This window comes from Kitasatospora sp. NPDC001095 (assembly GCF_053598615.1).
The window spans coordinates 154,908-177,620 of record NZ_JBSFKQ010000005.1 but is presented as its reverse complement, the minus strand read 5'-3'; the positions used below and the strand labels follow the sequence as shown (position 1 = coordinate 177,620).

18 protein-coding genes are annotated in these 22,713 nt (G+C 74.9%); 9 read left to right on the top strand and 9 right to left on the bottom strand.

Annotation, left to right across the window (positions count from 1 at the left end; translation table 11 throughout):
• Positions 1-325: 325 nt before the first annotated feature.
• The 6 genes from ACWDBB_RS07470 to ACWDBB_RS07445 form a co-directional block, all read right to left on the bottom strand.
• Positions 326-535 (bottom strand): hypothetical protein, encoded by a 210-nt coding sequence (locus ACWDBB_RS07470; RefSeq protein WP_449788707.1) that lies wholly within the window; start codon positions 533-535, stop codon positions 326-328.
• Positions 532-1,449 (bottom strand): LysR family transcriptional regulator, encoded by a 918-nt coding sequence (locus tag ACWDBB_RS07465; protein WP_449788655.1) that lies wholly within the window; start codon positions 1,447-1,449, stop codon positions 532-534. The genes ACWDBB_RS07470 and ACWDBB_RS07465 overlap by 4 nt, the downstream gene beginning before the upstream one ends.
• Before the next feature lie 3 nt (positions 1,450-1,452).
• Positions 1,453-2,340, bottom strand: coding sequence for a formate dehydrogenase accessory sulfurtransferase FdhD (gene fdhD, locus ACWDBB_RS07460; protein WP_449788654.1), 888 nt, complete (start codon positions 2,338-2,340; stop codon positions 1,453-1,455).
• Positions 2,341-2,366: 26 nt separating this feature from the next.
• Positions 2,367-3,644: an MFS transporter gene (locus tag ACWDBB_RS07455; protein ID WP_449788705.1), complete on the bottom strand. Its 1,278-nt coding sequence runs from the start codon at positions 3,642-3,644 to the stop codon at positions 2,367-2,369.
• A gap of 225 nt (positions 3,645-3,869) precedes the next feature.
• Complete coding sequence (locus ACWDBB_RS07450) at positions 3,870-4,337, bottom strand: GreA/GreB family elongation factor (RefSeq protein ID WP_449788653.1); 468 nt, start codon at positions 4,335-4,337, stop codon at positions 3,870-3,872.
• A gap of 169 nt (positions 4,338-4,506) precedes the next feature.
• Positions 4,507-6,657 (bottom strand): UvrD-helicase domain-containing protein, encoded by a 2,151-nt coding sequence (locus ACWDBB_RS07445; RefSeq protein WP_449788652.1) that lies wholly within the window; start codon positions 6,655-6,657, stop codon positions 4,507-4,509.
• A gap of 258 nt (positions 6,658-6,915) precedes the next feature.
• Here ACWDBB_RS07445 and ACWDBB_RS07440 point away from each other — a divergent pair, with 258 nt between their 5' ends.
• The 5 genes from ACWDBB_RS07440 (at position 6,916) to ACWDBB_RS07420 (ending at position 15,448) form a co-directional block, all read left to right on the top strand.
• Positions 6,916-8,358, top strand: a complete 1,443-nt coding sequence (locus ACWDBB_RS07440; protein ID WP_449788651.1) for a glyceraldehyde-3-phosphate dehydrogenase — start codon at positions 6,916-6,918, stop codon at positions 8,356-8,358.
• A gap of 133 nt (positions 8,359-8,491) precedes the next feature.
• On the top strand, positions 8,492-9,289 hold the full coding sequence (locus tag ACWDBB_RS07435; RefSeq protein ID WP_449788650.1) for a hypothetical protein: 798 nt from the start codon (positions 8,492-8,494) through the stop codon (positions 9,287-9,289).
• A 130-nt stretch (positions 9,290-9,419) separates the two neighbouring features.
• Positions 9,420-10,460 (top strand): hypothetical protein, encoded by a 1,041-nt coding sequence (locus ACWDBB_RS07430; protein WP_449788649.1) that lies wholly within the window; start codon positions 9,420-9,422, stop codon positions 10,458-10,460.
• Positions 10,461-10,568: 108 nt separating this feature from the next.
• Positions 10,569-12,476 carry an HSP90 family protein gene (locus ACWDBB_RS07425; RefSeq protein WP_449788648.1) on the top strand — a complete coding sequence of 636 codons (1,908 nt, stop codon included), beginning with the start codon at positions 10,569-10,571 and terminating at the stop codon, positions 12,474-12,476.
• Positions 12,476-15,448 (top strand): hypothetical protein, encoded by a 2,973-nt coding sequence (locus ACWDBB_RS07420; RefSeq protein WP_449788647.1) that lies wholly within the window; start codon positions 12,476-12,478, stop codon positions 15,446-15,448. The genes ACWDBB_RS07425 and ACWDBB_RS07420 overlap by 1 nt, the downstream gene beginning before the upstream one ends.
• A gap of 340 nt (positions 15,449-15,788) precedes the next feature.
• Here the strand turns inward: ACWDBB_RS07420 and ACWDBB_RS07415 are convergent, their stop codons facing one another.
• Positions 15,789-16,673, bottom strand: coding sequence for a LysR family transcriptional regulator (locus ACWDBB_RS07415; protein WP_449788646.1), 885 nt, complete (start codon positions 16,671-16,673; stop codon positions 15,789-15,791).
• A 105-nt stretch (positions 16,674-16,778) separates the two neighbouring features.
• Here ACWDBB_RS07415 and ACWDBB_RS07410 point away from each other — a divergent pair, with 105 nt between their 5' ends.
• The 4 genes from ACWDBB_RS07410 (at position 16,779) to ACWDBB_RS07395 (ending at position 20,170) form a co-directional block, all read left to right on the top strand.
• Positions 16,779-17,777, top strand: a complete 999-nt coding sequence (locus tag ACWDBB_RS07410; protein ID WP_449788645.1) for a DMT family transporter — start codon at positions 16,779-16,781, stop codon at positions 17,775-17,777.
• Positions 17,778-17,787: 10 nt separating this feature from the next.
• Positions 17,788-19,098 carry a sensor domain-containing protein gene (locus tag ACWDBB_RS07405; RefSeq protein ID WP_449788644.1) on the top strand — a complete coding sequence of 437 codons (1,311 nt, stop codon included), beginning with the start codon at positions 17,788-17,790 and terminating at the stop codon, positions 19,096-19,098.
• A complete protein-coding gene (locus tag ACWDBB_RS07400) occupies positions 19,083-19,739 on the top strand; it encodes a response regulator (RefSeq protein WP_449788643.1) in 657 nt (218 codons plus the stop codon). Before ACWDBB_RS07405 ends, ACWDBB_RS07400 begins: the two co-directional genes overlap by 16 nt.
• Positions 19,740-19,807: 68 nt before the next feature.
• The gene (locus ACWDBB_RS07395) at positions 19,808-20,170 is read left to right on the top strand and encodes a hypothetical protein (protein WP_449788642.1); all 363 of its coding nucleotides are present in this window, start codon (positions 19,808-19,810) and stop codon (positions 20,168-20,170) included.
• On the opposite strand, the gene ACWDBB_RS07390 is transcribed toward ACWDBB_RS07395, so the two are convergent.
• A complete protein-coding gene (locus ACWDBB_RS07390) occupies positions 20,142-21,314 on the bottom strand; it encodes a glycosyltransferase family 4 protein (RefSeq protein WP_449788704.1) in 1,173 nt (390 codons plus the stop codon). The genes ACWDBB_RS07395 and ACWDBB_RS07390 overlap by 29 nt on opposite strands.
• Entirely contained in the window at positions 21,221-22,495 is a 1,275-nt protein-coding gene (locus ACWDBB_RS07385; protein WP_449788641.1) for a hypothetical protein, read from the bottom strand. The genes ACWDBB_RS07390 and ACWDBB_RS07385 overlap by 94 nt, the downstream gene beginning before the upstream one ends.
• Between the last annotated feature and the right edge of the window lie 218 nt (positions 22,496-22,713).

The window sequence follows — 22,713 nt, the reverse complement described above, 5'->3', positions numbered from 1 at the left end:
CGCGGCCCGTACGCAGGCGTGCGGGCACGGCGGAACCGCGTGTGGAAACGACGTGTCGTCGTGGCTGACTGTTCGTCAGAGCGTTGTGCAGGGAAAGGTGTTACCGCATGCCGGAGGTGTACGAGGGCAAGCGGGGGTAGGGGCAACTGTGGCCCGGACTACTGCAATCCATGTCTCTCGCCTCCTCCCGGCCGGCGCACCCCGTGGTGCGTGTCATCGACGCGGCAAGGAGTTCACCGGCCCGCGGAACGCGACCGCCGGTTCACCCCAACTCGTCCGAGCTTAGCCCTGCTCGGCGGCGATACTTGCGCACTTGGTTAAATCTTTACCTTCGGGTCGCCCTCGTCACGGTCACCTTCAGGCGCTTCATGATCGGCTGGTCGCTCTGGGTGCTGTAGTCGCCGATCGCGCACAGCACGTTCAGCTCCGGCCTGTACCCGGCCGCGCAGCCGGGGCAGTCGAAGCCGCCGTTCTCGTGGTTCATCCGCATCACGACCCCGGTCCGGCGGTCCGGTCCCGCGCGTCGAGCGGTCACGCCGTCGGCAGGCTGCCGAGCACGGCGGCCACCTCCGTGCGCCGGGCGACCTCCAGCAGCGCGCGGGCCATCACCGAGCCGGGCTCCCGGGCGGCGATCACCAGCCCGATCGGCGCGCTGTGCGCCGGCTCCGCGAGCGGGACGGCCCGCATCCCGCGCGGCACGCCGAACACGTGCAGCCACGCGTACGGCACCACGCTCGCCCAGTGCCCGGTGCGGACGTGGGCGAAGAGCGAGGCCACCGAATCGGTCTCGACCCGCGGCGTCGGCTCCAGCCCGAGGCCGGTGAACACCTCGTCCAGCACCCGGCGGCCCTGCAGGCCCGGGTGCAGCAGGCACAGCGGCAGCCGGGCGGCCTGCGCCCACGTCACCCGCGGGTGCTGGGCCGGCTCGTCGGCCGCGCCGGTCAGCAGGACGTACCGCTCCTCGTACAGCGGGAGTGCGCGCAGGTCCTCGTGGCCCGGCCCGGGCAGGTAGGTGACGCCCGCGTCGATCTCGAAGTTCCGTACCAGGCACAGGAGTTCCTCGGAGCGCAGATCGGTGGACAGCTCCACGGCGGCCAGCGGGTGGGCGGTGCAGAACGGCCCGGTGAGCAGCGACACGGCGCCCGAGGCGGTCGGCACCGAGCCGATCCGCAGCCGTCCGCTCAGACCGGTGCGCAGCGCGTCCACCTCGTCCCGCAGGGCGTCCCGGTCGGCCAGGATGCGCTGCGCCCGCAGCACGATCCGCTCGCCCTCGGGGGTCAGGCCCTCGTAGGCACGGCCGCGCCGCACCAGCAGCACCCCGAGCTCGTCCTCCAGCTTGCGCAGCGCCTCGGACAGGGCCGGCTGGGAGACGTGGCAGGCCTGGGCGGCGCGCGCGAAGTGGCGCTCCCGGGAGAGCGCCACGAGGTACTCGAGCTGGCGGAACAGCATCGCCTACTCGATCCCGGGGACGGCGGTGCCGTGGCCGTCGGTGCGGGTGGCGGCGGTCGTGGGGCCGTCGGTGTCGACGCGGTCGGTGCGGGTGTAGACGTTCATCGAGTCGCCGCGCAGGAAGCCGACCAGGGTCAGCCCGCTCTCCTCGGCGAGGTCCACGGCCAGCGAGGACGGCGCGGAGACCGCTGCGAGCAACGGGATGCCCGCCATCACCGCCTTCTGCACCAGTTCGAAGGAGGCCCGGCCGCTGACCATCAGCACCGTGCCGCGGGCCGGCAGCAGGCCCTCGCGCAGGGCGTGGCCGACCACCTTGTCCACCGCGTTGTGCCGGCCCACGTCCTCGCGCAGGCAGAGCAGCCGCCCGTCGGCGTCGAACAGCCCGGCCGCGTGCAGGCCGCCGGTGCTGTCGAAGACCTTCTGGGCGGCGCGCAGCCGGTCGGGCAGCGCGGAGAGCAGTGCGGGGGTCACCCGCAGCCCGTCCTCGGCGACGCTCCACGGCGCGGTGGTGCGCACCGCGTCCAGGCTGGCCTTGCCGCACAGGCCGCAGGAGGAGGTGGTGTAGAAGTTGCGCTCCAGCGAGGCGTCGGGGGCGGGCACGCCGGGGGCGAGCAGGACGTCCACCACGTTGTAGGTGTTGCCGCCGTCGGCGGTGGCGCCGGCGCAGTAGCGGATGCCGGCCACCTGCTCGGCGGCGTGCACCGCGCCCTCGCCGACCAGGAAGCCGGCCGCCAGGTCGAAGTCGCTGCCGGGGGTGCGCATGGTCACCGTCAGCGGACGCCCGCCGACCCGGATCTCCATCGGCTCCTCGGCCGCCAGGGTGTCGGGACGGTACGAGGGCTTGCCCTGGCGCAGGCGCAGCACTCTGCGGGGTACGGTCACTCGGCCCATGCTCGTCGGCTCCTCGGTGCTCTCCGTCAGGTCTGTACGGATGAATCCTCCCTCCTGACGGCGGTGCGCGGCTCCGGCGGGTCCGGCAGGTGGCGGCGGCTGTGTGTCGCGGTGACCGCCAGGCAGAGCAGGCCCACGGCCGCCATGCCCGCGAGCAGTGCCGGGTAGGAGGCGTGGCCGGCGGTGCCGGCGAGCAGCAGCGGGGTGAGGAATCCGCTGGAGGTGGTGCTCTGGTAGAGCGAGGCGGAGGTCGGCCCGGAGGCGGGCGGGGTCAGCCGCTCCACCTCGTGCAGCCCCGCGCCGAGCGTCAGCCCGTACCCGGTGCCGAGGACGACGGCGGCGGCCACCACCAGGCCCACCGAGTCCCGGGCGGCGGCGAGCGCGCCGAGCAGCAGTCCGGCGATCACGGTGGCCATCGCGGTGAGGGTGGCCCGGGCGCTGTCCGCGTCGTCCAGCCGGGCGGCGAAGGGCTGGGCGACCACGCCCGTGGCCAGGGTCAGCGCCGCGACCAGACCGCTGAACAGCGGCGCGTAGCCGGGCACCCGGTCGGCAACCAGCGGCGGCAGCACCACGTACGCCACGGTGGCGGCGCCGAGCACGGCCGGGCTGGCGGGCAGGACGACGTAGCGGAACCGTGGGTGGCGGACGGCGGCCGTGCGGGGCGGCGGCGGTGTGCCGTGCACCGGTCCGGTGCGGTCGCGCTTGCCGGGTCCCGCGCCGAGTCCGTTGCCGCGGCCGCGGGCGGTCTCCGGGAGCCCGCGGGTGGCCCGCAGCACCAGCAGGCAGCCCAGCGCCTGGGCGAGGGCGGGCAGCACCGTCGGGGCGGGCAGCCACTCGGCGATCACCCCGGAGGCCAGCGCACCCGCCGCGAAGCCCGTACCGGTGGCGTACATCGCCCGGCGGGCGCTCCGCTCGGCCGGGACGCCGGGCCCGGACAGCTCGCGCAGCCAGGCCGTCCCGGCGAGGAACACCAGCCCGGCCGCGAAGCCGGTGGCCAGCCGGGCGGCGTACACCGACGGCTCGTCCGGCAGGGCCAGCACCACGCTGGCGGCGGCGGACAGGCCCAGCGCACCGCGCACCGTCCGCCGCCGTCCGCACCGGTCGGCGGCCGGTCCGCCCAGCAGCAGACCGGGCACCAGGCCGAGCAGGTAGACCGAGAACATCGCGGCGAGCGAGAGCGCCGACCAGTCGGTGCGCGCCCGGTACACGGAGGCCAGTGCGGTGAACTGATTGGCGCCCCAGGCGGCGACGGCGACGGCGGCGGCCGCCGGGAGCCAAGCGCTGGTGGGGTGCGGCACGGACATTCCATCGATACGCATTCCATCGGTACCGCCCATGCGATGTTCTGCCCCGTTCCCGACTTTCCGGCCATTCCTGGATTTCCGCAGGTCCAGTGTGTGGTCCATCGTTCCGGAGCGTCAAAGAAGCAGTTCCTGTGAGCTGATAGGCGACACCTATCGGTGAATTCCCGAACGCCCTTCCACGAATATCCCGGAAGTGCGATCGGGAATTCCGCGATTCCGCCCGGGCTACGCCGTGTCGCCCACCGACAGCACCATCGCGCTGGCCGCGCCGGCCGGAGTCTCGTAGTGCACCGTCTCCCCGGCGTGGCGGCCCAGCAGCGCCTTCCCGAGCGGGCTGTCGAAGGTGACCAGGGTGAGGTCCCGTTCCTCCGCCAACTCCGAGATCTCGACGGTCTCCTCCGTGCCGTCGCCGAACCGCACGGTCACCGTCGACCCCACCCCGACCACGCGCGTGGACGGCTCCCCGGCCACCTCGGCCTCCCGCAGACGCGTCTCCAGCTCGGTGATCCGCCGGTCCAGGCGGGTCACCTCCGACGCCCGCTGCAACTCGTCCGCCGCGTCCGCCCGGTCCCCCGTCGGCTCCACCCCGCGCAGCGTCGCCGCCACCTTCCCCCGGTCCGCCCGCAGCTGCGCCAACTCCTCCCGCACCGCACGCAGACCCTCGGCACTGATCGGTTCCGGCCCACCGCTCATCCCAAGCTCCCGGGGCTGCTCGTCAACGCTCGAACACCGGCCGCCTCCCATTACCCCACCCCACGGAGACCGGGGCAACTTCCGGGCGGATCGACCGCCTTCGGCCCCTCACCGAGCGTCACCCGCAGTCCCGCAGCCCCGCGGTCCCGCAGTCCCACGGCCGCGCGGGTCACCGGGCGGGCGAGTGCGCCGGGACGACCGGTTCGAGGAAGTCGCTGGGTGCCCCGTGCCAGGAGACGAAGAGGGCTTCCCGTGCGCGCGTGCACGCCACGAAGAGCAGGCTCAGTTCGCTGTCCAGGTCCTCGCGGTGCTGCAGCGGATCCGTGTCCTGCGGGGTGACCGCGCTGGGCATGGGCAGCATCCCGTCGCTCACACCCGCCACGGCGACGCAGCGGAACTCCAGCCCCTTCATCCGGTGCATGGTCCCGACCCGGACACCGGGGGAGGGCACGTCGCCGAGCAGGTGGGCCGGCGTCCCGCTCCGCTCCAGGGCCCGGGCGATGTCGCGGCCGAGTCGGGCGGTGCGCACGGCGACGCCGATGTCCGCCGGGCTCACGCCCGAGGCGGTCCACTCCTCGACGCGCGCGACCAGGGCCCGGATCTCCTCGGCCTGGTCGGGGTGGCCGACCACCTCGGGGTGCGCGCCGTGCAGGGTCGAGTGGTAGCCGGCCAGCGAGTCCTCCCCGCCGTCCATGTCGTCCGGGTGTTCGCCGGTGAGCAGGGACGCGGACCAGCTGAGGATCTCCTGCGTGGTCCGGTAGTTGATCCGCAGGCGGAAGGAACGGCCGACCACCTGGATGCCGAGCGAGCGCAGCGAGACCTTGTTCCCGTAGATCCGCTGGTGCGGATCGCCGGCGAGGAACAGGTCGTCCGGCCCGACGGCCACGAGCGCCCGCAGGAACCGCCACTGGACGGGGTGCAGGTCCTGCGCCTCGTCGATCACCACGTGCCGGAACGGGCGGGCGTCCTGGTCGTCGAGGGCCCGCGCGGCCTGCGCGCAGACCTGGAGGTACGTCAACTCCCCGGCCTGGCGCAGCTCCTCCTCGAACGCGGCCACCACCCGCCAGAGCCGGGTCCGCTCCGTGGCCCCGAGGGCCTTGCCGCGTCCGGAGCGCGGTGCCCGCAGGTACTGCTCGTGGCTCTCGATCGCCTGGGCCAGGACGACCTGTCGCCACTCCTGGTCGAGGAACACGTCGGTGAACTCGGCGCCGAGCCGACGGACGACCCGTCCCCAGCGGGCGAGGACCGCGGGCTGCTGGAAGAGGACCTTCGTCGGGGCGCCGCGGGGGGACCGCCGCAGGACCTCCTCGGCCAGCGCGTCGACGGTGACCACCCGGACCTTCGCCAGGATCCGCTCGTTCGTGACGAGCAGTGCGAGGCAGCGCTCCAGCTCCGCGGCGAGGTCCTCGGAGAAGGTGGTCAGCAGAATCGATCCGTCAGGTGCGTCCTGCGGCAACCGGCGTGCCAGGTGGTACGCCCGGTGCAGGGCCACCACCGTCTTCCCGGTCCCGGGGCCACCCGTCACCCGGGCCGGCCCGTTGTACGACTCCCGGTAGGCGACCCGGTACTGGGCCGGGTGCAGGAAGATCCGCCAGGCGTCGAAGGGGCGTTCCAGGATCTCCAGCAGCTCCTCGGGCCCGGACACCAGGGCGACCCGGCCGCGCGCGCGGGCCATGGCCGAGACCAGACCGTCGGCGGGCTGTTCGTCGCTCGTGGGGGCGGCCGCCCGGGCGTACGCCTGGACGATCTCACGGTCGATCTCGGCCGGCTCCATCCCGCTCGCGAGGCCGATCAGGACGTCGAACTGCTGCTCCGGCAGCACGCGGTGGAGCGCCTCCAGGTGGGCCTCGTCGGGGAGCAGCCGGATGATCGGCAGGATCTCCTCGTCGACGCCCAGGCTGCGCAGGACCTTGTCGGAGCGGTCGGCGAAGAGCCTCCGGGGTTCGTCGGCGGCCAGCACCCTCAGTGACCGGGAGGCCCGTTCCAGCGCGACGTCGTTGCGGATCTCGACGCCCTGGGTGGCGGCGTTGACCGAGGCCCGGTGCTTGGCGGCCCAGTCGTTGGCCTTGTCGTGCGGAAGGACCTTCAGCAGGAGGTAGCCGTCGCCCCGGTCGGCCTTGAGGACGACCCCGCGCCAGAAGTCGGTGATCCGGATGGTCCGGATCCGGGGGTCCCGCTGGTTGGTGAGCTTCTCCAGGTGCACGCCGGTGTGGGTGGCCTCGGTGAACTTCTCGAAGGTCTCGAAGACCCGCCGCTGCACCGGCTTCTCCAGCGCCGCGAACTCCATCAGGAAGTCCCGGTGCATGCCCAGCGTCGCCACCCCGGCCCCCCTCGCGCTCCCGGCCCGTCCGCGCGGCCGGGCAGTGCGCCTCACTGTACTGGCCCCGGTGATCACTCGCGGCGGGCCGCCCGGCGGAAGCCCCTGCGGGGTGGCGGTGATCACCTTCGGCGGTGGGGCGGGGGGGCGAAAGCGCAGGTCGGGGGCGTGGGCGGAGAGGGCCGGGCGGGGACCGGCGGTCGGGGCGCGGGCGGGCGAAGCTACCATGTGGGCAACACCCTCAGCTCGAAAGATGGACTTGTGACTGTCAACGACGACGTGTTCACGGACTGGAAGAACCGCGAGGAGATCGCGGAGTCGATGATCCCGATCATCGGGCGCCTGCACCGGGAGCGGGACGTCACCGTCCTGCTCCACAGCCGGTCCCTGGTGAACAAGTCGGTGGTCAGCATCCTCAAGACGCACCGCTTCGCCCGGCAGATAGCCGGCGAGGAGCTCTCGGTCACCGAGACGATGCCGTTCCTGGAGGCCCTGACCGCCCTGGACCTCGGCCCCTCGCAGATCGACCTCGGGATGCTCGCCTCGACCTACAAGGCGGACGACCGGGGCCTGTCGGTGGCGGAGTTCACCGCCCAGGCCGTCGTCGGCGCCACGGGCGAGAACAAGCTGGAGCGCCGGTCCGCGCAGGACGTCGTGCTGTACGGGTTCGGCCGGATCGGCCGCCTGGTCGCCCGCCTGCTGATCGAGAAGGCGTCCGGCAACGGTCTGCGGCTGAAGGCCATCGTCGTGCGCAACGGCGGCGGCGACGACCTGGTCAAGCGCGCCTCGCTGCTGCGCCGGGACTCGATCCACGGCCAGTTCCAGGGCACGATCACCGTCGACGAGGCGAACAACAAGATCGTCGTCAACGGCAACGAGATCACGGTGATCTACTCCAACGACCCGAGCGAGGTCGACTACACGGAGTACGGGATCAAGGACGCGATCCTGATCGACAACACCGGCAAGTGGCGTGACCGCGAGGGCCTGTCCAAGCACCTGCGCCCCGGCATCGCCAAGGTCGTGCTGACCGCCCCGGGCAAGGGCGACGTGCCGAACATCGTGCACGGCGTCAACCACGACATGATCAAGCCGGACGAGCAGATCATCTCCTGCGCCTCCTGCACCACCAACGCCATCGTCCCGCCGCTGAAGGCGATGGAGGACGAGTACGGCGTGGTCCGCGGCCACGTGGAGACCGTCCACTCGTTCACCAACGACCAGAACCTGCTGGACAACTACCACAAGGCCGACCGTCGTGGCCGCTCGGCGCCGCTGAACATGGTGATCACCGAGACCGGTGCCGCCTCGGCCGTCGCCAAGGCCCTGCCGGACCTCAAGGCGAAGATCACCGGCAGCTCGATCCGCGTGCCGGTGCCGGACGTGTCCATCGCGATCCTGAACCTGCAGCTGAAGCGCGAGACCAACCGCGAGGAGGTCCTCGACTACCTGCGGGAGATCTCGCTGACCTCGCCGCTGAAGCGCCAGATCGACTTCACCGACTCGCCCGACGCCGTCTCCAGCGACTTCATCGGCTCGCGCCACGCCTCGATCGTGGACGCCGGCGCGACCAAGGTCGAGGGCGACAACGCGATCCTGTACCTGTGGTACGACAACGAGTTCGGCTACTCGTGCCAGGTCGTCCGGGTCGTGCAGTACATCTCGGGCGTCGAGTACCCGACCTTCCCGGCTCCGGCGGTCTGATCCACCGGTAGGGCAGGACGACACGGCAGTGCGGTGGGGCGGTGACCGATCGGTCACCGCCCACCGGCGTTCGGGGGCGGCGGGGCTGCGGCTATCTTGAGCAGTCACTGACAGGACTGGGGAGGCGACGGGGATGGGTGGTCGGAGGGTGCTCGCCGCGGTGGCGGCGGCCGGGGTGCTGACGGGTGTGCTGGCCGGGTGCTCCTCCGGGGGATCGAACAGCCCTGGCGGGACGGCGGCTTCGGCCGCGTCCGGTCCGGCGGCGGCGCTGTCGGCGGCGCCCACGGCGGCCTCGGCCGTGGCCGCCCCCGGGTCCGCCCCGGCCGCCGCCGACGCCCCCGGGACGCCCCCGGCGGCCGCCTCCGCGTCGGCCCCCGCACCCGCCCCGGCCGCCGAGGCGCCGCACGGGGACCTGGAGGCGCCGCTGCTGGACGACAAGGTGGTCGGACAGGTGCTGCCGGACGGCAAGGCGATGCCCGGGTGGGAGGAGGAGAAGCGCAGGGTCGACACCGCCGACCACAAGGTCACCTGCACCGGCGCCGCGGCCGCCTCCTGCGCCGGAAAGCCGCTGAGCGGGTCGGTCCGGTACTCCTCGGGGGACGTCGTCGTGCGCTTCCTGGTGGACACCCTGCCCAGCCGGGACGCGGCGGCGCAGCGGCTGAAGGAGAACTACGCCTCGTACGCCGCCGGGCCGTTCAGGAAGGTCGACACCCCGGCGCTGGGCAGCGAGAGCCAGGCCTTCCAGGGGCCGCTGGCCGAGGGCGAGGGCGTCGGGATCGTGGTGCGCTCGGGCACCGTGGTGGCCAGCGTGACCAGCGAGGGCGGTCCGGTGGACGTGGCCGCCACCCGGCGGTTCGCGGTGATGCTGGTGCAGCGGATCGAACAGGCGCAGGCCGGGAGGACACCGGACGCCGGGCTCGCCGCGGGCTGAGCGACCCCCTCCCCGCACGCGCAGGGCGCTGGGCTGGGCAAACGGATGTCAGTCGGCCGTGATATGTACCTATCTCGTGGTCACAGTGCGGCCATGCGAAAGATGCCGATGACGTTCGAGGGGGCCAGACATGCCGCTGTTCCGACGCCGCTCCGGTGGGGAGGGCGCGCAGGACAGAGCCGGGCGGCGCGGGTTCGGCTTCGGCCGCCGGGGCACCGGATCGCCCGCGGCGGCCGGTGGCGGCGAGCCGCGGCTCGACCCGACGTACGGGGACGAGACGGCCCGCCTGGCGCTCCGCCAGGCCGCCGCCGGGGACTGGCCCGCGCTGCGCCCCGTGCTGGCCGCCGCCGACGGCGCCGACCTGTCCTTCCTGGTCGGGGCGATATCCGACGTGCCCAGGGTCGAGCAGTGGACGGCCCGCGCGCTGGCCGACACCCCGGACGACGCGCTGCTGCTGGTGCTGTCCGGCGCTCGGCACGTCGTCTGGGCCTGGGAGGCCAGGACGGGCGCCCGGGCCAAGGACGTCACCGAGGAGCGCTGGAAGGTGTTCCACGAGCGGCTGGACACCGCCGAGGAGCAGCTGCTGGAGGCCGCCGAGCGCGAGCCGTCCTGGCACGCCCCCTGGAGCTTCCTGCAGACGAGCGCCATGGGGGCCTCGCTCGGCGCGGACGTCGCCACCGTCCGCTTCGAGGCCGCCGTGCGCCGGGCGCCCGGGAACGTCGGCTCGCACCGCGCCCGGCTGCAGCAGCTGAGCGCCAAGTGGGGCGGCTCGCACGAGGAGATGCACGAGTTCGCCCGCACCGCGATGCTCGCCGCGCCCGAGGGCAGCCAGCTCGGCGAGCTGGTGGCGCTCGCGCACCTGGAGCACTGGCTGGCCCTCCCGGACGGCGAGGACCGCGCGTACCTGACCAGCCCCGCCGTGGTCGGCGAGCTGCAGGAGGCGGCCTTCCGGTCCGTCCTGCACCCCGACTTCACGCCGGTGCGCGGCTGGCAGACGAGCTTCAACGCCTTCGCGATGGCCTTCTCCCTCGCCGACCAGCCCAAGACGGCACGCCTGCTGTTCGAGGCGCTGGACGGCTTCGTGACCAAGGCGCCGTGGCACTACCTGTCGCGCGATCCGGTCAAGGCCTTCCGCGCCCACCGGGACCGCTGCACGTCGTACTGGCGCTGAGCCGTACCCCGTCAGCGCCACCCGCCCGTCACGGCACCGTCCGTCACCCGTCGACCACGTCATCCACCGTCACCACCGTCATCCACCCCGCGATCGAAAGAGCCTCCGGTGTCCCCTACCGACAACCCGACGAGTGCGCACACCTTCCAGGTGGACCTGCGCGGCCTGGTGGACCTGCTCTCCCACCACCTCTACTCCAGCCCGCGGGTCTACCTGCGCGAGCTGCTGCAGAACGCCGTGGACGCGATCTCCGCCCGCCGCGCCCTCGACCCCGGGGCGCCGGCCAGGATCACCGTCCGCGCCGACGACGAGCTGTCCGTCACCGACACCGGCATCGGCCTGACCGAGCAGGACGTCCACACCTTCCTCGCCACCATCGGCCGCAGCTCCAAGCGCGACGCCGACGGCCGGCTCGACGGCGCCGGGCTGGCCCGGGCCCGCGGCGACTTCATCGGCCAGTTCGGCATCGGCCTGCTCGCCTGCTTCGTGGTCGCCGACGAGATCACCGTGGTCACCCGCTCCGCCGCCACCCCCGACGCCCCGGCGATCGAGTGGCGCGGCAGCTCCGACGGCAGCTACACCATCCGCACCCTGCCCGCCTCGGCCAAGCCCGAGCCCGGCACCACCGTCACGCTGGCCCCGCGCGCCGACGCCGCCGAGTGGACCCGCCCCGGCCGGGTCGTCACCCTCGCCCGGGACTTCGGCAGCCTGCTGCGCCACGACGTCACCGTGATCGACGGCAACGGCACCGAGCACCGGATCAACCGCACCCCGCCGTGGGCCGAGCGCCACGCCTCGCCGATCGCCCGGCGCGACGCCCTCACCGAGTACTGCCGCGCGGCCTTCGACTTCACCCCGCTCGACACCATCGAGCTGGACCTGCCGCTGGTCGGCCTGCGCGGCGTCGCGTACGTCCTGCCGGACGCCGCCCCGCCCTCGCGCCGCAACGGCCACCGGGTGCACCTCAAGGGCATGCTGCTCTCCGACCAGGCCGACGAACTGCTGCCGGACTGGGCGTTCTTCGTCCGCTGCGTCGTCGACACCGACGGGCTGCGCCCCACCGCGTCGCGCGAGGGCCTGTACGCCGACGAGACGCTGGCCGCCGTCCGTGACGCGCTCGGCGCCCGGATCCGCGACTGGCTGACCGGCCTGTCCGCGAGCGACCCCGCCCTGCTGCACCGCTTCCTGTCCGTCCACCACCTGGCCGTCAAGGAACTCGCCCGCTACGACGACGAGTTGCTGCGGATGATGCTGCCCTGGCTGCCGTTCGAGACCACTGACGGCAACGTCACCCTGGACGAGTTCACCCGCAGCCACCCGGTGGTGCTGGTGACCCGCACGGTCGAGGAGTTCCGGCAGGTCGCCCCGATCGCCGGCGCGGCCGGACTCGGCGTGGTCAACGGCGGCTACACCTACGACCACGACCTGGTGCGCCGGCTGCCCGAGATCCGCCCCGGGGTCTCCGTCTCCGACCTCGACCCGGGCACCGTCACCGCGCACCTGGACACCGTCGACCCGGCCGCCGAACTGGCCGCCAACGCCTTCCTGGCGATCGCCCGCGAGGTGGTCGGCCGGTTCGACTGCGACGTCGCGCTGCGCAGCTTCCACCCGACCAACGCGCCCGCCCTGCTGCTCGACAACCGGGAGGCCAGGCACGAGCGCACCCGCGCCGAACTCGCCGACGAGGCCGACGGGTTGTGGGCCGACATCCTCGGCTCGCTGCGCGCCGAGGCGCCCCGCGCCCAGCTGGTGCTCAACCACCTCAATCCGCTGGTGCGCCGCGCCGCCACCGTCACCAGCCGCGAGCTGGCCGTCACCGCCGTCGAGGCGCTGTACGGGCAGGCCGTGCTGATGACCCGCCGTCCGCTCAAGGCCAGCGAGTCCGCCCTGCTCAACCGCTCGTTCATCAGCCTGCTCGACCACGCGATGCTCGGCCATGAGGCGGCCGGCGCGGCGGGTTCCCCCGGCGGGGAGAAGTCCGGTGGCGAGAAGTCCGACGGCGAGAAGGAGGCGTGATGCTGGACACCCCCGACGCGGTGATGGCCGCGCTGCGCGAGAACGACGCCCGCCCGTACGGCCGCACCAGGACCGTCACCGCCGAGGAACTCGTCGATGCCGCCGAGCAGTTCGAGGACACCGGGGTCCGCTCGATGGCCCTGCTGGAACTGATGGAGGCCTACGAGTACGACGGCGAGCGCAGCAAGAGCCCGGTCGTCTTCGCCCGCATCCTCAAGCTCTGGGACACCGACCCGGACGGCTTCGGCGAATGGGCCCGGCACCAGGTGCTCTGGCGCTTCAAGTGGGTCGCCGACGCGCTCAAGGACACCCCGGACGTCCCGCTCACGGCGATCCGGCGCTGGCACACCGAGCTGCGCGACCGCTACCGCGCGGCCGGCCACGACCTCCAGCCCTACTACGCCCAGCGCTACCACCTGGCCGTGCAGACCGGCATCGGGGTGCAGGACGCCTACGAGCTGTGGGCGGCGCGCCGGCGCTCCGAGCTGAGCGACTGCCACGCCTGCGAGACCCGCGCCCGGGCCCGGCACTTCATCGCCGCCGGGGACGACGCCCGGGCGCTGGAGGTGCTCGCCCCGGTGCTGGACGGCCGCAGCGGCTGCGAGCAGGAGCCCCACCTCAGCCAGGCCACCGCGCTGCTCGCCCAGCTGCGCCAGGGCCGGCTGGACGAGGCCGTCTCCGGCCACCTCGCCGGCTACCGCAACTCCCGCGGCAAGGCCTCGATGCTGAGCGCCCTCGGCCTGCACATCGAGTTCTGCGCGCTGTCCGGCAACGAGCCGCGCGGCCTGGAACTGCTCGCCGAGAACCGCGGCCTGTTCGCCGTCACGGGGGACCCGGCGGCCCTGCTGGACTTCCTGACCGGCGTCGAGGTGCTGCTCGGCCGGCTCGCCCGGACCGGCCACGGCGACCTGGCGGTCAGCGGGCCGGCCGGCACCACCTGGACGGTGGACTCCCTGCTCGCCCACGTGCGCACCGAGGCCGGCGCCCTGGCCGCCCGCTTCGACGCCCGCAACGGCACCGACGCGGTCGGCGCCGGGCGGCGCGCCCGGCTGGCCGCCGAGCCGCTGCTCGCCGAGCCGCTGGCGCTGGGCGTGCGGGCCGCCGCGGCGCCCGGGCTGTCCGCCGCCCCGGCCGTCGCCCCCGCGCCGCGCCGGGAGGTCGAGCCGGAGCCGGAGGACTTCACCGCCCTGGTGCTGCGCGCCCGCGAGCTGGAGGTGCTCGGCCACCCGGACTCCGACCGGCTGTGGAAGCGGGTCGCCGAGCGCGTCGAGGCCGCGGACTTCGTCCATCCGGAGAGCGCCGAGCTGGGCGGTCCCGAGCGACTGCGCGCCGAACTCGCCGAGCAGCGCGCCCACGAGGCGCTCCAGCGCGACGCGTACGCCGAGGGCAAGGCCGGACTGTTGGCGGCCGCCGACCTGTTCGAGGAGGCGGGGCTGGCCGGGTCGGCGCTGATGTGCCGCACCCGGACCCTGATCGCGGACCTGGACGAGAGCGACGGCGACGGCGACGTCAAGGGTGACGGCGAAGGAGGCGGCAATGGTGACGGGGAGGGCAGCGGCGCCCGGAGGCCCGACTGGGCGGCGCTCGACGCGGCGCTCGTCCGGGCCGAGGAGCTGCGCGCCCACGGCGAACTGACCGACGACGACTACCTGATCGTGCTGCAGACCCGCGCCTACGCCGCCCACCACGACCTGGTCGAGACGCTGCCCGAGCCCGTTGCCGAGGTGGCCGAGCGCTTCGAGGCGGCCGTCGGGGCGTACCGGCGGGCGGCCGTGGAGCTCGGCTCCGAGCGGCGGGCCGCCACCTCCCGGCAGTACACCGCGGACGCCGCCGCCCGGGCGGGCCGGCTGGCCGAGGCGGAGACCGAACTGCGGGAGGTGCTCGCTCAGTTGGACGCCGCCGAGCTGCCCTGGCACACCCCGCGGGTGCTCGGCCTGTTGGGCCAGGTGCTGCTGCAGGGCGACGAGCCCGGCCAGGCGGTCGAGGTGTTCCACCGGGCGCTGGCCGAGGCCGTCCGCTGGGGCGACGACTCCTACCCGTTCGCGCCGACGTACATGATGCTCGGTCACTCCTGCCTCCGGGTGGGCGACCTCGGCGGCGCGGTCCGCGCGCTGTCGGAGGCGGCCGCGCGCTACGACCGCAAGGGCGCCGAGGCGGTCGAGGAGGCCGCCCAGGTGCGCCTGCAGCTGGCCGACGTGCTGCGCGACACCGGCCGGGCGGCGGACGCGGTGGCCGTGCTGGAGTCGGTGCTGCTGGACGCGTCGGCGGCCCGGCTGGACGGCCGGATGCTCGCCCAGGCCCGGCTGGACCTCGCCCGGGGCCTGTCCGAGCTGGAGGAGTACCGGGACGCCGCCGAGGAGTACCTGCGGCTGGCCGACCAGGTGGCCGGCTGGGAGGAGCAGGAGACCCACACCATGGTCGCCTGCGAGGCCACCGTGGCGCTCGCCCGGGCCGAGCGCTGGGACGCCGCCGACGCGGCACTGGCCCGGGCCCGCGAGGCTCACGGCAAGGCCCCCCAGGTGGACCAACTGGCCGCCACCCTCCGGGAGTTGGTGCGGCTGACGACGCGGGCGAAGGGCGCGGAGGGGCTGCCGGCCGCGCTCGCCCTGCTGGCCGAGGCGGACGCGCTCGGCGAGGCCGCCGAACGGGCCGGCATGGAGTACAACTCCTGGTACCTGCGCGGTGGTTCGCACTACGAGCGGGCACGCGCGCTGGCCGTCGCCGGGCGGCACGAGGAGGCGCTGGCCGAGGTCGAGCGGGCCATCCCGGAGTACGAGGCGGGTGGCGGGCAGGCCGAGTCGCCACGGGCGGAGGCCGTCCGGCTGGCCGCGCTGATCGAGGGCAGTGACCTCGGCCGCACCGACGCGGCGGTGGCCCGGCTGACGGCCGGCATCGCGCGCTGCGAGGCGGCCGGTCTGTCGGAGGCCGCGGAGATCCTGGCGGACCTGCGGGAGCAGTTCGCGGGCGAGTGACGCCCCGCGTCCTGCCGGTGGGGCGGGGCCCGGGCCCCGCCCCACCGGCGGTCGTTCCGTCGCAGGGCCCGTCGTCGGCCCGGACGCCGCACTGGCCGCCGGCGCCCGGCACCTCGTTCCCCGTCCAGCGGCGACGGCAACGGCCGTGGGCGCCGAAACGGCGTGGATCAGCGCATTCCACCCCACCGCTCCGCCACCCCACAGCTCCTCCACCCCACCGCTCGCCCCCTCGCCGGGCGCCCCGTCAGCCGCCGGTGAATCCACCCGACCGGTGGGGGAGCCGTTGCGGCAGCTCAGGCCCTGGCGGCGGGGCTCGGTCAGGCCCTGGCGGCGGGCTCGCTCAGATCCTGCCGACGAGGTCCGCGCCCACGCCCGCCAGCAGACCGCTGACCGCCGGGGACCACGGGCGGCCGCTCGGCCCGGTGAGCGTCAGCGTCCGGTGGACGGCGGGGCGGATCGGGATCAGCACGCAGTCGGCGGGGAGCATGGTCAGCGCCAGCGCGGGCATCACCGACACCCCGAGGCCCGCGTGCACCATGCCGATCAGGGTGTTCAGGTCGCGGATGCGGTGCCGCGGAGTGAAGCGGACCCCGGCCCGTCGGTAGGCCTCGCGGACGTGGCGCTCGCAGCCGCCCTCCGAGAGCAGGAAGTCGTCGTCCTCCAACTCGGCCACGTGTACGGTCGGTTCACCAGCCAGCGGGTGGTCGCGGCGCAGCAGCACGTGCATGGAGTCGGCGCCGAGCGCGACCGCCCCGGGCGGCAGCCGGCCGACGTCCATCAGTACGGCGGCGTCCACCATCCCCGCCTCCAGCCAGGCCGGCAGCTCGTCGTCCTCGCCCTCGAAGACCCGGACGGTCAGCTGCGGGTGGGCCGCCCGCCAGTCCTTCAGCAGTCCGGGCAGCAGTGCCTGGCAGACGGTGGTCGGCGCCGCCAGCCGTATGGTGCCGGTCAGGCCGCCGGAGTGCCGGGCGGCGATCGCGCGGACGGCGGCGGCCGAGGCGACGGCCGTCCGGGCGTGCGGCAGGACCTGTTCGCCCAGTGGGGTGGCGCGGCACGGGCTGCCGCGCCACAGCACGGGCGCGCCGAGGGCCCGTTCCAGGGCGGCGACGGCGTGCGAGACCGCGGACTGGCTGATGCCCAACTCGTCGGCGGCCGTGCCGAAGCCACCGGTGTCGGCGACCGCGACCAGGGCCCTGAGCTGGGCCAGGTTGACGTCCGAGGTCATGAGACTTCCTCATCGCCGGTGCAGTGCCACTTGTTGGACTCATGGTGTGGCGCCGGGCCAGTCTCTGTCCAGCTGATGGCACGGACTCGGACACGGGAGTCGGACATGGAGGTGGTGGGGATGCGGCGCTGGCTGCCGGGCTTCGTGGCCCTGTCGGCGATCTGGGGCGCGAGCTTCGCCCTGATCAAGGTGGCGGTCGACGCGGGGGTGCCGCCGATCTGGGTGGCTCTGTGGCGCTGCCTGCTGGGCGCGGCCGCGCTGTGGGTGATCTTCGCGGTGCGCGGCGAGCGGGTCCCGCGCGACCGGGCGCTGTGGGGCCACTCGGCGGTGGTGGCGGTGCTGCTCAACGCCGTGCCGTTCACCCTCTTCCCGTTCGGCGAGACCAGGGTCAGCTCGCTGCTCGCCGGGGTGGTGAACGCGACCACCCCGCTGTTCACCCTGCTGTTCGCGGTGCTGACCGTCCCCGAGGAGCGCCGCCCGGGCGCCCGGCGGCTGGCCGGACTCGGGCTCGGCTTCCTCGGCGTGCTCACCCTGCTCGGGGTCTGGCACGGCCTCGGTGCCGGCGCGACGACCGGGGCGCTGGCCTGCCTGGCCGCCACCTGCTGCTACGGCGCCGGCTACGTCTATCTGCGTCGCTTCCTGTCCGGCCGCTCGGAGTCGGTGGCCGCTCTGTCCGTGCTCCAGATCACCTGTGCCGCCGTCGAGCTGGCCCTGGTCGCACCGCTCGCCGCGGGCGTCCCGCACTGGCCCGGGGCCGGCGCCGCGCTCGCCCTGCTGGTGCTCGGCGTGCTCGGCACCGGTCTGGCGTACCTGCTCAACATCGCGCTGGTGCGCAGTGCGGGGACGACCGTGGCCTCCGCCGTCACGTACGCGATGCCGCTCTGGTCGACGGCGCTCGGCGCGGCCGTCCTGCACGAGCCGGTGGGCTGGAACGCCCTGGCCGGCGGCGCGCTGGTGATCGTGGCCGTCGCGCTGACCAGGCCGCGCCGGGCCCGGGCGGAGGCCCAGGGGGCAGCCCGGGAGGCAGCCCGGGCGCAGGCCCCGGCGGAGGCCCAGGCGGCGGCCCCGGGCGGAGCCCCGAAGGGCCGTCCGACGCTCCGTTAGGGTTGACCGGGTGAGCGAGGGGAGCAGCGAGGGGGAGCGGCGGCCGGCGTCCGTCCGCGAGGCGCTGTGGGCGCACCCGCTGCGCTTCCCCTTCACCGGCCGGGTGCCGCGCTGCTGGGCGTACCTGCTGGGCAGCGCCCTGCTCGGCCCGGTGCAGCTGGTGGTCCTCGCGGTGCTGCTGGTGCTCGGCGTGGGCCTGTCGGTGGTCGGCATCGGGCTGCCGGTGCTGCTCGCCCTGGCACTCGCGGGCATCCCGGCCGCCACCGCGGCCCGGTGGCGGCTGCGGCTGGTCGAGCCGGTGCCGCTGCCCGACCCGCACCGAAGCCTGCCCGGGGCGGGCCGTCGCGCCCGCATCCGCACCCGGCTGCGCGAGCGCGCCACCTGGCGCGAACTCGCCCACACGGTACTCGCCTCGACGGTGCTGGCCGCCGCCGCGCTCGGCTTCACCGTCCTCCTGGTGCTCTCCGGCCTGTACGTGCTCTCCCCGCTGGTGGTCTGGGCGCTCGCGCCGGAGACGGTGATGCTGATCCCCGGGCACACCGTCCACGGGCCGCTCGCCGCCCTGCCGTTCGCCGCCGCCGGGCTGGCCGGCCTGCTGCTCTGCGCCTACGCCGGTGCGCTGCTGACCGCCGCCGAGGTCGCCCTGGCCCGCTTCCTGCTCGGGCCCCGGGAGGACGACCTCGGCCGCCAGGTGCTCGAACTCACCCGCTCCCGTGCCCGGCTGGCCGATGCCTTCGAGGCCGAGCGGCGCCGGATCGAGCGCGACCTGCACGACGGAGCGCAGCAGCAGCTGGTCGCGCTGAGCATGACCCTGGGGCTCGCCGAGTACGAGCTGCGCGAGCGGGACGGCCGGGCGGCGGAACTCGTCACCCGGGCGCGCGGCGAGGCCCGGCAGGCCCTGGAGCAGCTGCGCGGGCTGGTGCGCGGCATCCACCCGCAGGTGCTCACCGACCACGGGCTCGCCGCCGCCGTGGACGAGGTCGCCCAGCGCCACCCGATCCCGGTGGCCACCGACATCGAGCTCCCGGAGCGGCTGCCCGCCCCCGTGGAGACCACCGCCTACTTCACCGTCACCGAGGCGCTCACCAACGCCGCCAAGCACAGCGGTGCCACCGCGATCACCGTCCACGGGCGGGTCTCGCACGGTCGGCTGGTCGTCCAGGTGACCGACGACGGCCGCGGCGGGGCCGACCCGGCCGCCGGGGCCGGGCTGGCGGGGCTCGCCGACCGGGTGGCACTGCTGAGAGGACGGCTGATGGTGACGAGCCCGACGGGCGGCCCGACGACGCTGCGGTTGGAGGTGCCGTGCTCCGGGTCGTGATCGCCGAGGATGCGGTGCTGCTGCGCGCCGGACTGGTCGAACTCCTCGCCCTCGGCGGCCACGTGGTGACCGCCGCCGTCGGCGACGCCCGGGCGCTGGCGGCGGCCGTCGACGCCGACCGTCCCGACATCGTGCTCACCGACGTCCGGATGCCCCCCGACCACACCGACGAGGGCCTGCGCGCCGCCCTCGCCCTGCGCGAGCGCCACCCGGGCCTGCCCGTCCTGGTCCTCTCCCAGTACGTGGCCACCCCGTACGCGACCCGGCTGCTCGCCGCCGCCGGTGTCCAACCGGCCGGTCTGGGCTACCTGTTGAAGGACCGGGTCGGCGACGTCGCGGAGTTCCTGGACGCGCTGCGGCGGGTCGCCGGAGGGGAGACGGTGATCGACCCCGAGGTGGTCCGGGTGCTGTTGCGCGGCCAGTGCGCCGACCGCCCGCTCGCCCGTCTCACCCCGCGCGAGCGCGAGGTGCTCGCGCTGATCGCCGAAGGCCTCAACAACCAGGCCGTGGCGGGCCGGTTGAGCATCACCGAGGCCTCGGTGGTGAAGCACTGCGGGAACATCTTCATGAAGCTGGACCTGGATCCGACGGAGGGCAACCGGCGGGTGCTCGCGGTGCTGGCCCACCTGCGCGGGGAGTGAGCGACCGGCCCGCCGGATGACGGACCACCCCCTTGTCAGGGCGGTCGCGGTGCCGGAACGATGGCGTCATGGCAAGGACACGGGAACCCCAGAGCGCGATCGTCAACCGACTGCTCAAGGGCGAGGCGACCAAGGACGACACCACGACGGCCCAGGCGAACTTCCTGCTGTGGCTGCGCCAGGAGTGGGCCGGGGACGGCGACCAGGCGCTGACGGCCTGCCAGGACATGCTGACGCAGGCCGGCGGCGAGGAGTGGCGGGCACTGCCGGAGCGTGATCTGTCCGCCCACGTCTGGCTGTTCAGCTTCTCCTGCCCGAGCCGGGACGACCTGGCCGGCCAGGCGCGGAACTGGGTGACGGCGGTCCACGCCAACGGCGGGGCCCCGGCGATCGCCCGCCTGGTCAGGCACCTGCGGGGGCAGCCGGAGTGACGTGCGCGGCCGGAGCGCCGCCCGCAGTGGCCGGGGCGTCCGGAGCGGCCGGGGCGCTGCCCGCAGTGGCCGGGGTGTCCTGAGCGGCCGCTTCCGGCAGGGGCACGGCGGGGTCGAGCAGGTCGGTGAGCCGCCGGGCCGAGGCCTCCCAGGTCCAGTGCTCCTCGGCCCAGCGCCGCCCCGCCGCCCCCATCCGGGCGCGCTCGGCGGGCGGGGCCAGCAGGATCCGGGTCAGGGCGGCTGCCACCTCGGCGGGGGCCCGGCCGTCGACCACCGCGCCGGTGACACCGTCCAGGACGGTGTCCGGGGCGCCGCCGGAGCGGCCGGCCACCACCGGGAGGCCGGCGGCCGCCGCCTCCAGGAAGACGATGCCCAGGCCCTCGGCCTCCAGGCCCAGCCGGCGGGTGCGGCACGGCATCGCGAAGACGTCCGCCCCGGCGTAGTGGACGGCGGTCGCGGCATGGTCGAGGCCGCCGGTGAACACCACGCTGCCCGGCTCGGTGAGCCGGCGGGCGAGGCCCCGCAGCCGGCCCTCGTCCGGGCCCCGGCCGACCAGCACCAGGGTGGTCCCGGGCACGGCCCGGCGGACCGCGGGCAGCGCCCGGATCAGCGCGTCCTGGCCCTTGCGCGGGACCAGTCGCGCCACGCAGAGGACCACCGGTGCGGTCGCCGGGCTCCCGGCGCCGGTGGGCCGGAACACCGACGGGTCGACCCCCGGCACCAGGCGCGTCAGCCGGGCGTCCGGCCCGAGCGCGGGCGCGATCCGGGCCCGGGTGTAGGCGCCGAGGTAGGTCACCACGTCCGTACCGCGGCCGATCCGGCGCAGCAGGCCGCGGGCGCCCGGGGTGCGGGCCCACCAGATCTCGTGGCCGTGGGTGGTGGCGACGGTGCGGCGGATGCCCGGGGCCAGCCGCCGTAGGTCGGGCGCCATCGCGGCGAGCGGGGCCGCGGCGCCGAACCAGACCCGGTCGCAGCCGTGGGCGCGGGCGATCTCCGCGGCCCGCCGGGTGGCCCGCGGGGTCGGCAGCAGCACGCGGGCGCGGTCGCGGATCACCGGGTAGGGGAGAGCGGCGTCGTGGCGCTCGGCGCCCGGTTCGGCCGAGGTGTAGACCACGACGTCGTGACCGGGGACGCGGTCGGCCATCGCCCGGACGAAGGTCTCGATGCCGCCCTGGCGCGGCGGGAAGTCGTTGGTGACGACGAGGGTGGTGCCCATGGCAGGCCTTTCGGAACGGAGGACGAGGAGGAGAGCAGGACGAGGACGAGCGGCAGCGCGAGGTAGCCGAACCGCCCGGCGGGCGCCAGCAGGAAGGCCGCCGACAGCCCCAGGGCCAGCCGGTGCGCCGCGGCGGCCGCGGTGCGGGGCGGGCGGGTGAGCAGTGAGGCCCCGACGGCGAGCCCGGCGAGCAGCAGCAGGCCGACGGCGGCGTACCAGCCCACCGGGCCGAGATCGGCGAGCAGCCGCCCGGGCAGCGGGCTGGCGGCCGGGGTCGCCAGCCGGCCGCGACCGGTGGGGAAGGCGAACACCTGCTCCACCAGCGGCCCGGGCGCGCGCAGCGCCACCGGCAGCACCGCCACCGCCGCCGCCCCCACCGCGACGGCCGTCCCGCGCAGCGCCGCGCGCCGCCCGGCGGCGGCCGCCAACAGGGCCGCCATCACGGCGAGCGCCGGCCAGGCCGTCCACTTCAGCGAACAGGCGGCGGCCAGCGCCGACCCGGCCGCCACCGGCCGCCGTTCGGCGGCGCGGACCAGGGCGAGCCGGCACAGGCCGATGAGCGGCAGGTCGACCCCGCTGACGCAGAGCGGCAGCGCGACCACCGGCGAGGCGGTGAGCGCGGCGGCGCCGAGCCGGCGCCCGGCGGGCACCGTCCGCAGCACGCAGACCAGGAAGACCGCCGCGCACCAGAGCCGGGCGTCACCCAGCGGCGAACCGCCCAGCAGCGCCCGGGGCAGGCCCAGCAGGGCCATCCCCGGGAGGTACGGGTCGTACTCCTCGACGGCCTGCGGGTCGGCCCGGTACGGCGTGCCGGTGTGCAGCAGCAGTGACCCGGAGCGCTCGATCACCCCGACCTCGCTCTGCCCCTGCCCGGTCGACAGCAGCACGAGCAGCGGCACCAGCACCGCCCCGACGGCCGCGACGGCCACCGACAGCTCGGGCCCGCGCCGCCGTGCCGTCGCCACGACCAGCGCCGCGAGCAGGTACCCACCGGCCGCCCAGGCCCCCCAACTCCGGTGCGGCCCGAGCCCGGACACCAGCGGGAACGCCCCCGCCCACCCCGCCGCGGCCAGCCATCCACCGCACCACCACCACGCCCGTTTCGTCACCCCTTCATTGCATCGCCGCAGGCCGGCGGGGTCAGCAGGGTCAAGTCGAGTCCCGTGGTCGGGTTTCCCCTACCTCCGCCCGGGCGCCGCACGTGTCCGCGGCACCGGCCCACTGCCGCGGGCGGCGAGCCGGTCCGTCCGGCCCGGGAGCCGAACGCCCCCGGCCCGCACTGACGTTCGGTGGCAGGTGGATTACTGATCGTCCCGACGGGCCCGCT

Coding starts and splice junctions, on each gene's coding strand:
- ACWDBB_RS07465 (WP_449788655.1), bottom strand. CDS start 1,449: ATGCTGTTCCGCCAGCTCGAGTACCTCGTGGCGCTCTCCCGGGAGCGC.
- fdhD (WP_449788654.1), bottom strand. CDS start 2,340: ATGGGCCGAGTGACCGTACCCCGCAGAGTGCTGCGCCTGCGCCAGGGC.
- ACWDBB_RS07455 (WP_449788705.1), bottom strand. CDS start 3,644: ATGTCCGTGCCGCACCCCACCAGCGCTTGGCTCCCGGCGGCCGCCGCC.
- ACWDBB_RS07450 (WP_449788653.1), bottom strand. CDS start 4,337: ATGAGCGGTGGGCCGGAACCGATCAGTGCCGAGGGTCTGCGTGCGGTG.
- ACWDBB_RS07435 (WP_449788650.1), top strand. CDS start 8,492: ATGGGTGGTCGGAGGGTGCTCGCCGCGGTGGCGGCGGCCGGGGTGCTG.
- ACWDBB_RS07430 (WP_449788649.1), top strand. CDS start 9,420: ATGCCGCTGTTCCGACGCCGCTCCGGTGGGGAGGGCGCGCAGGACAGA.
- ACWDBB_RS07420 (WP_449788647.1), top strand. CDS start 12,476: ATGCTGGACACCCCCGACGCGGTGATGGCCGCGCTGCGCGAGAACGAC.
- ACWDBB_RS07415 (WP_449788646.1), bottom strand. CDS start 16,673: ATGACCTCGGACGTCAACCTGGCCCAGCTCAGGGCCCTGGTCGCGGTC.
- ACWDBB_RS07410 (WP_449788645.1), top strand. CDS start 16,779: ATGGAGGTGGTGGGGATGCGGCGCTGGCTGCCGGGCTTCGTGGCCCTG.
- ACWDBB_RS07395 (WP_449788642.1), top strand. CDS start 19,808: ATGGCAAGGACACGGGAACCCCAGAGCGCGATCGTCAACCGACTGCTC.
- ACWDBB_RS07390 (WP_449788704.1), bottom strand. CDS start 21,314: ATGGCCGACCGCGTCCCCGGTCACGACGTCGTGGTCTACACCTCGGCC.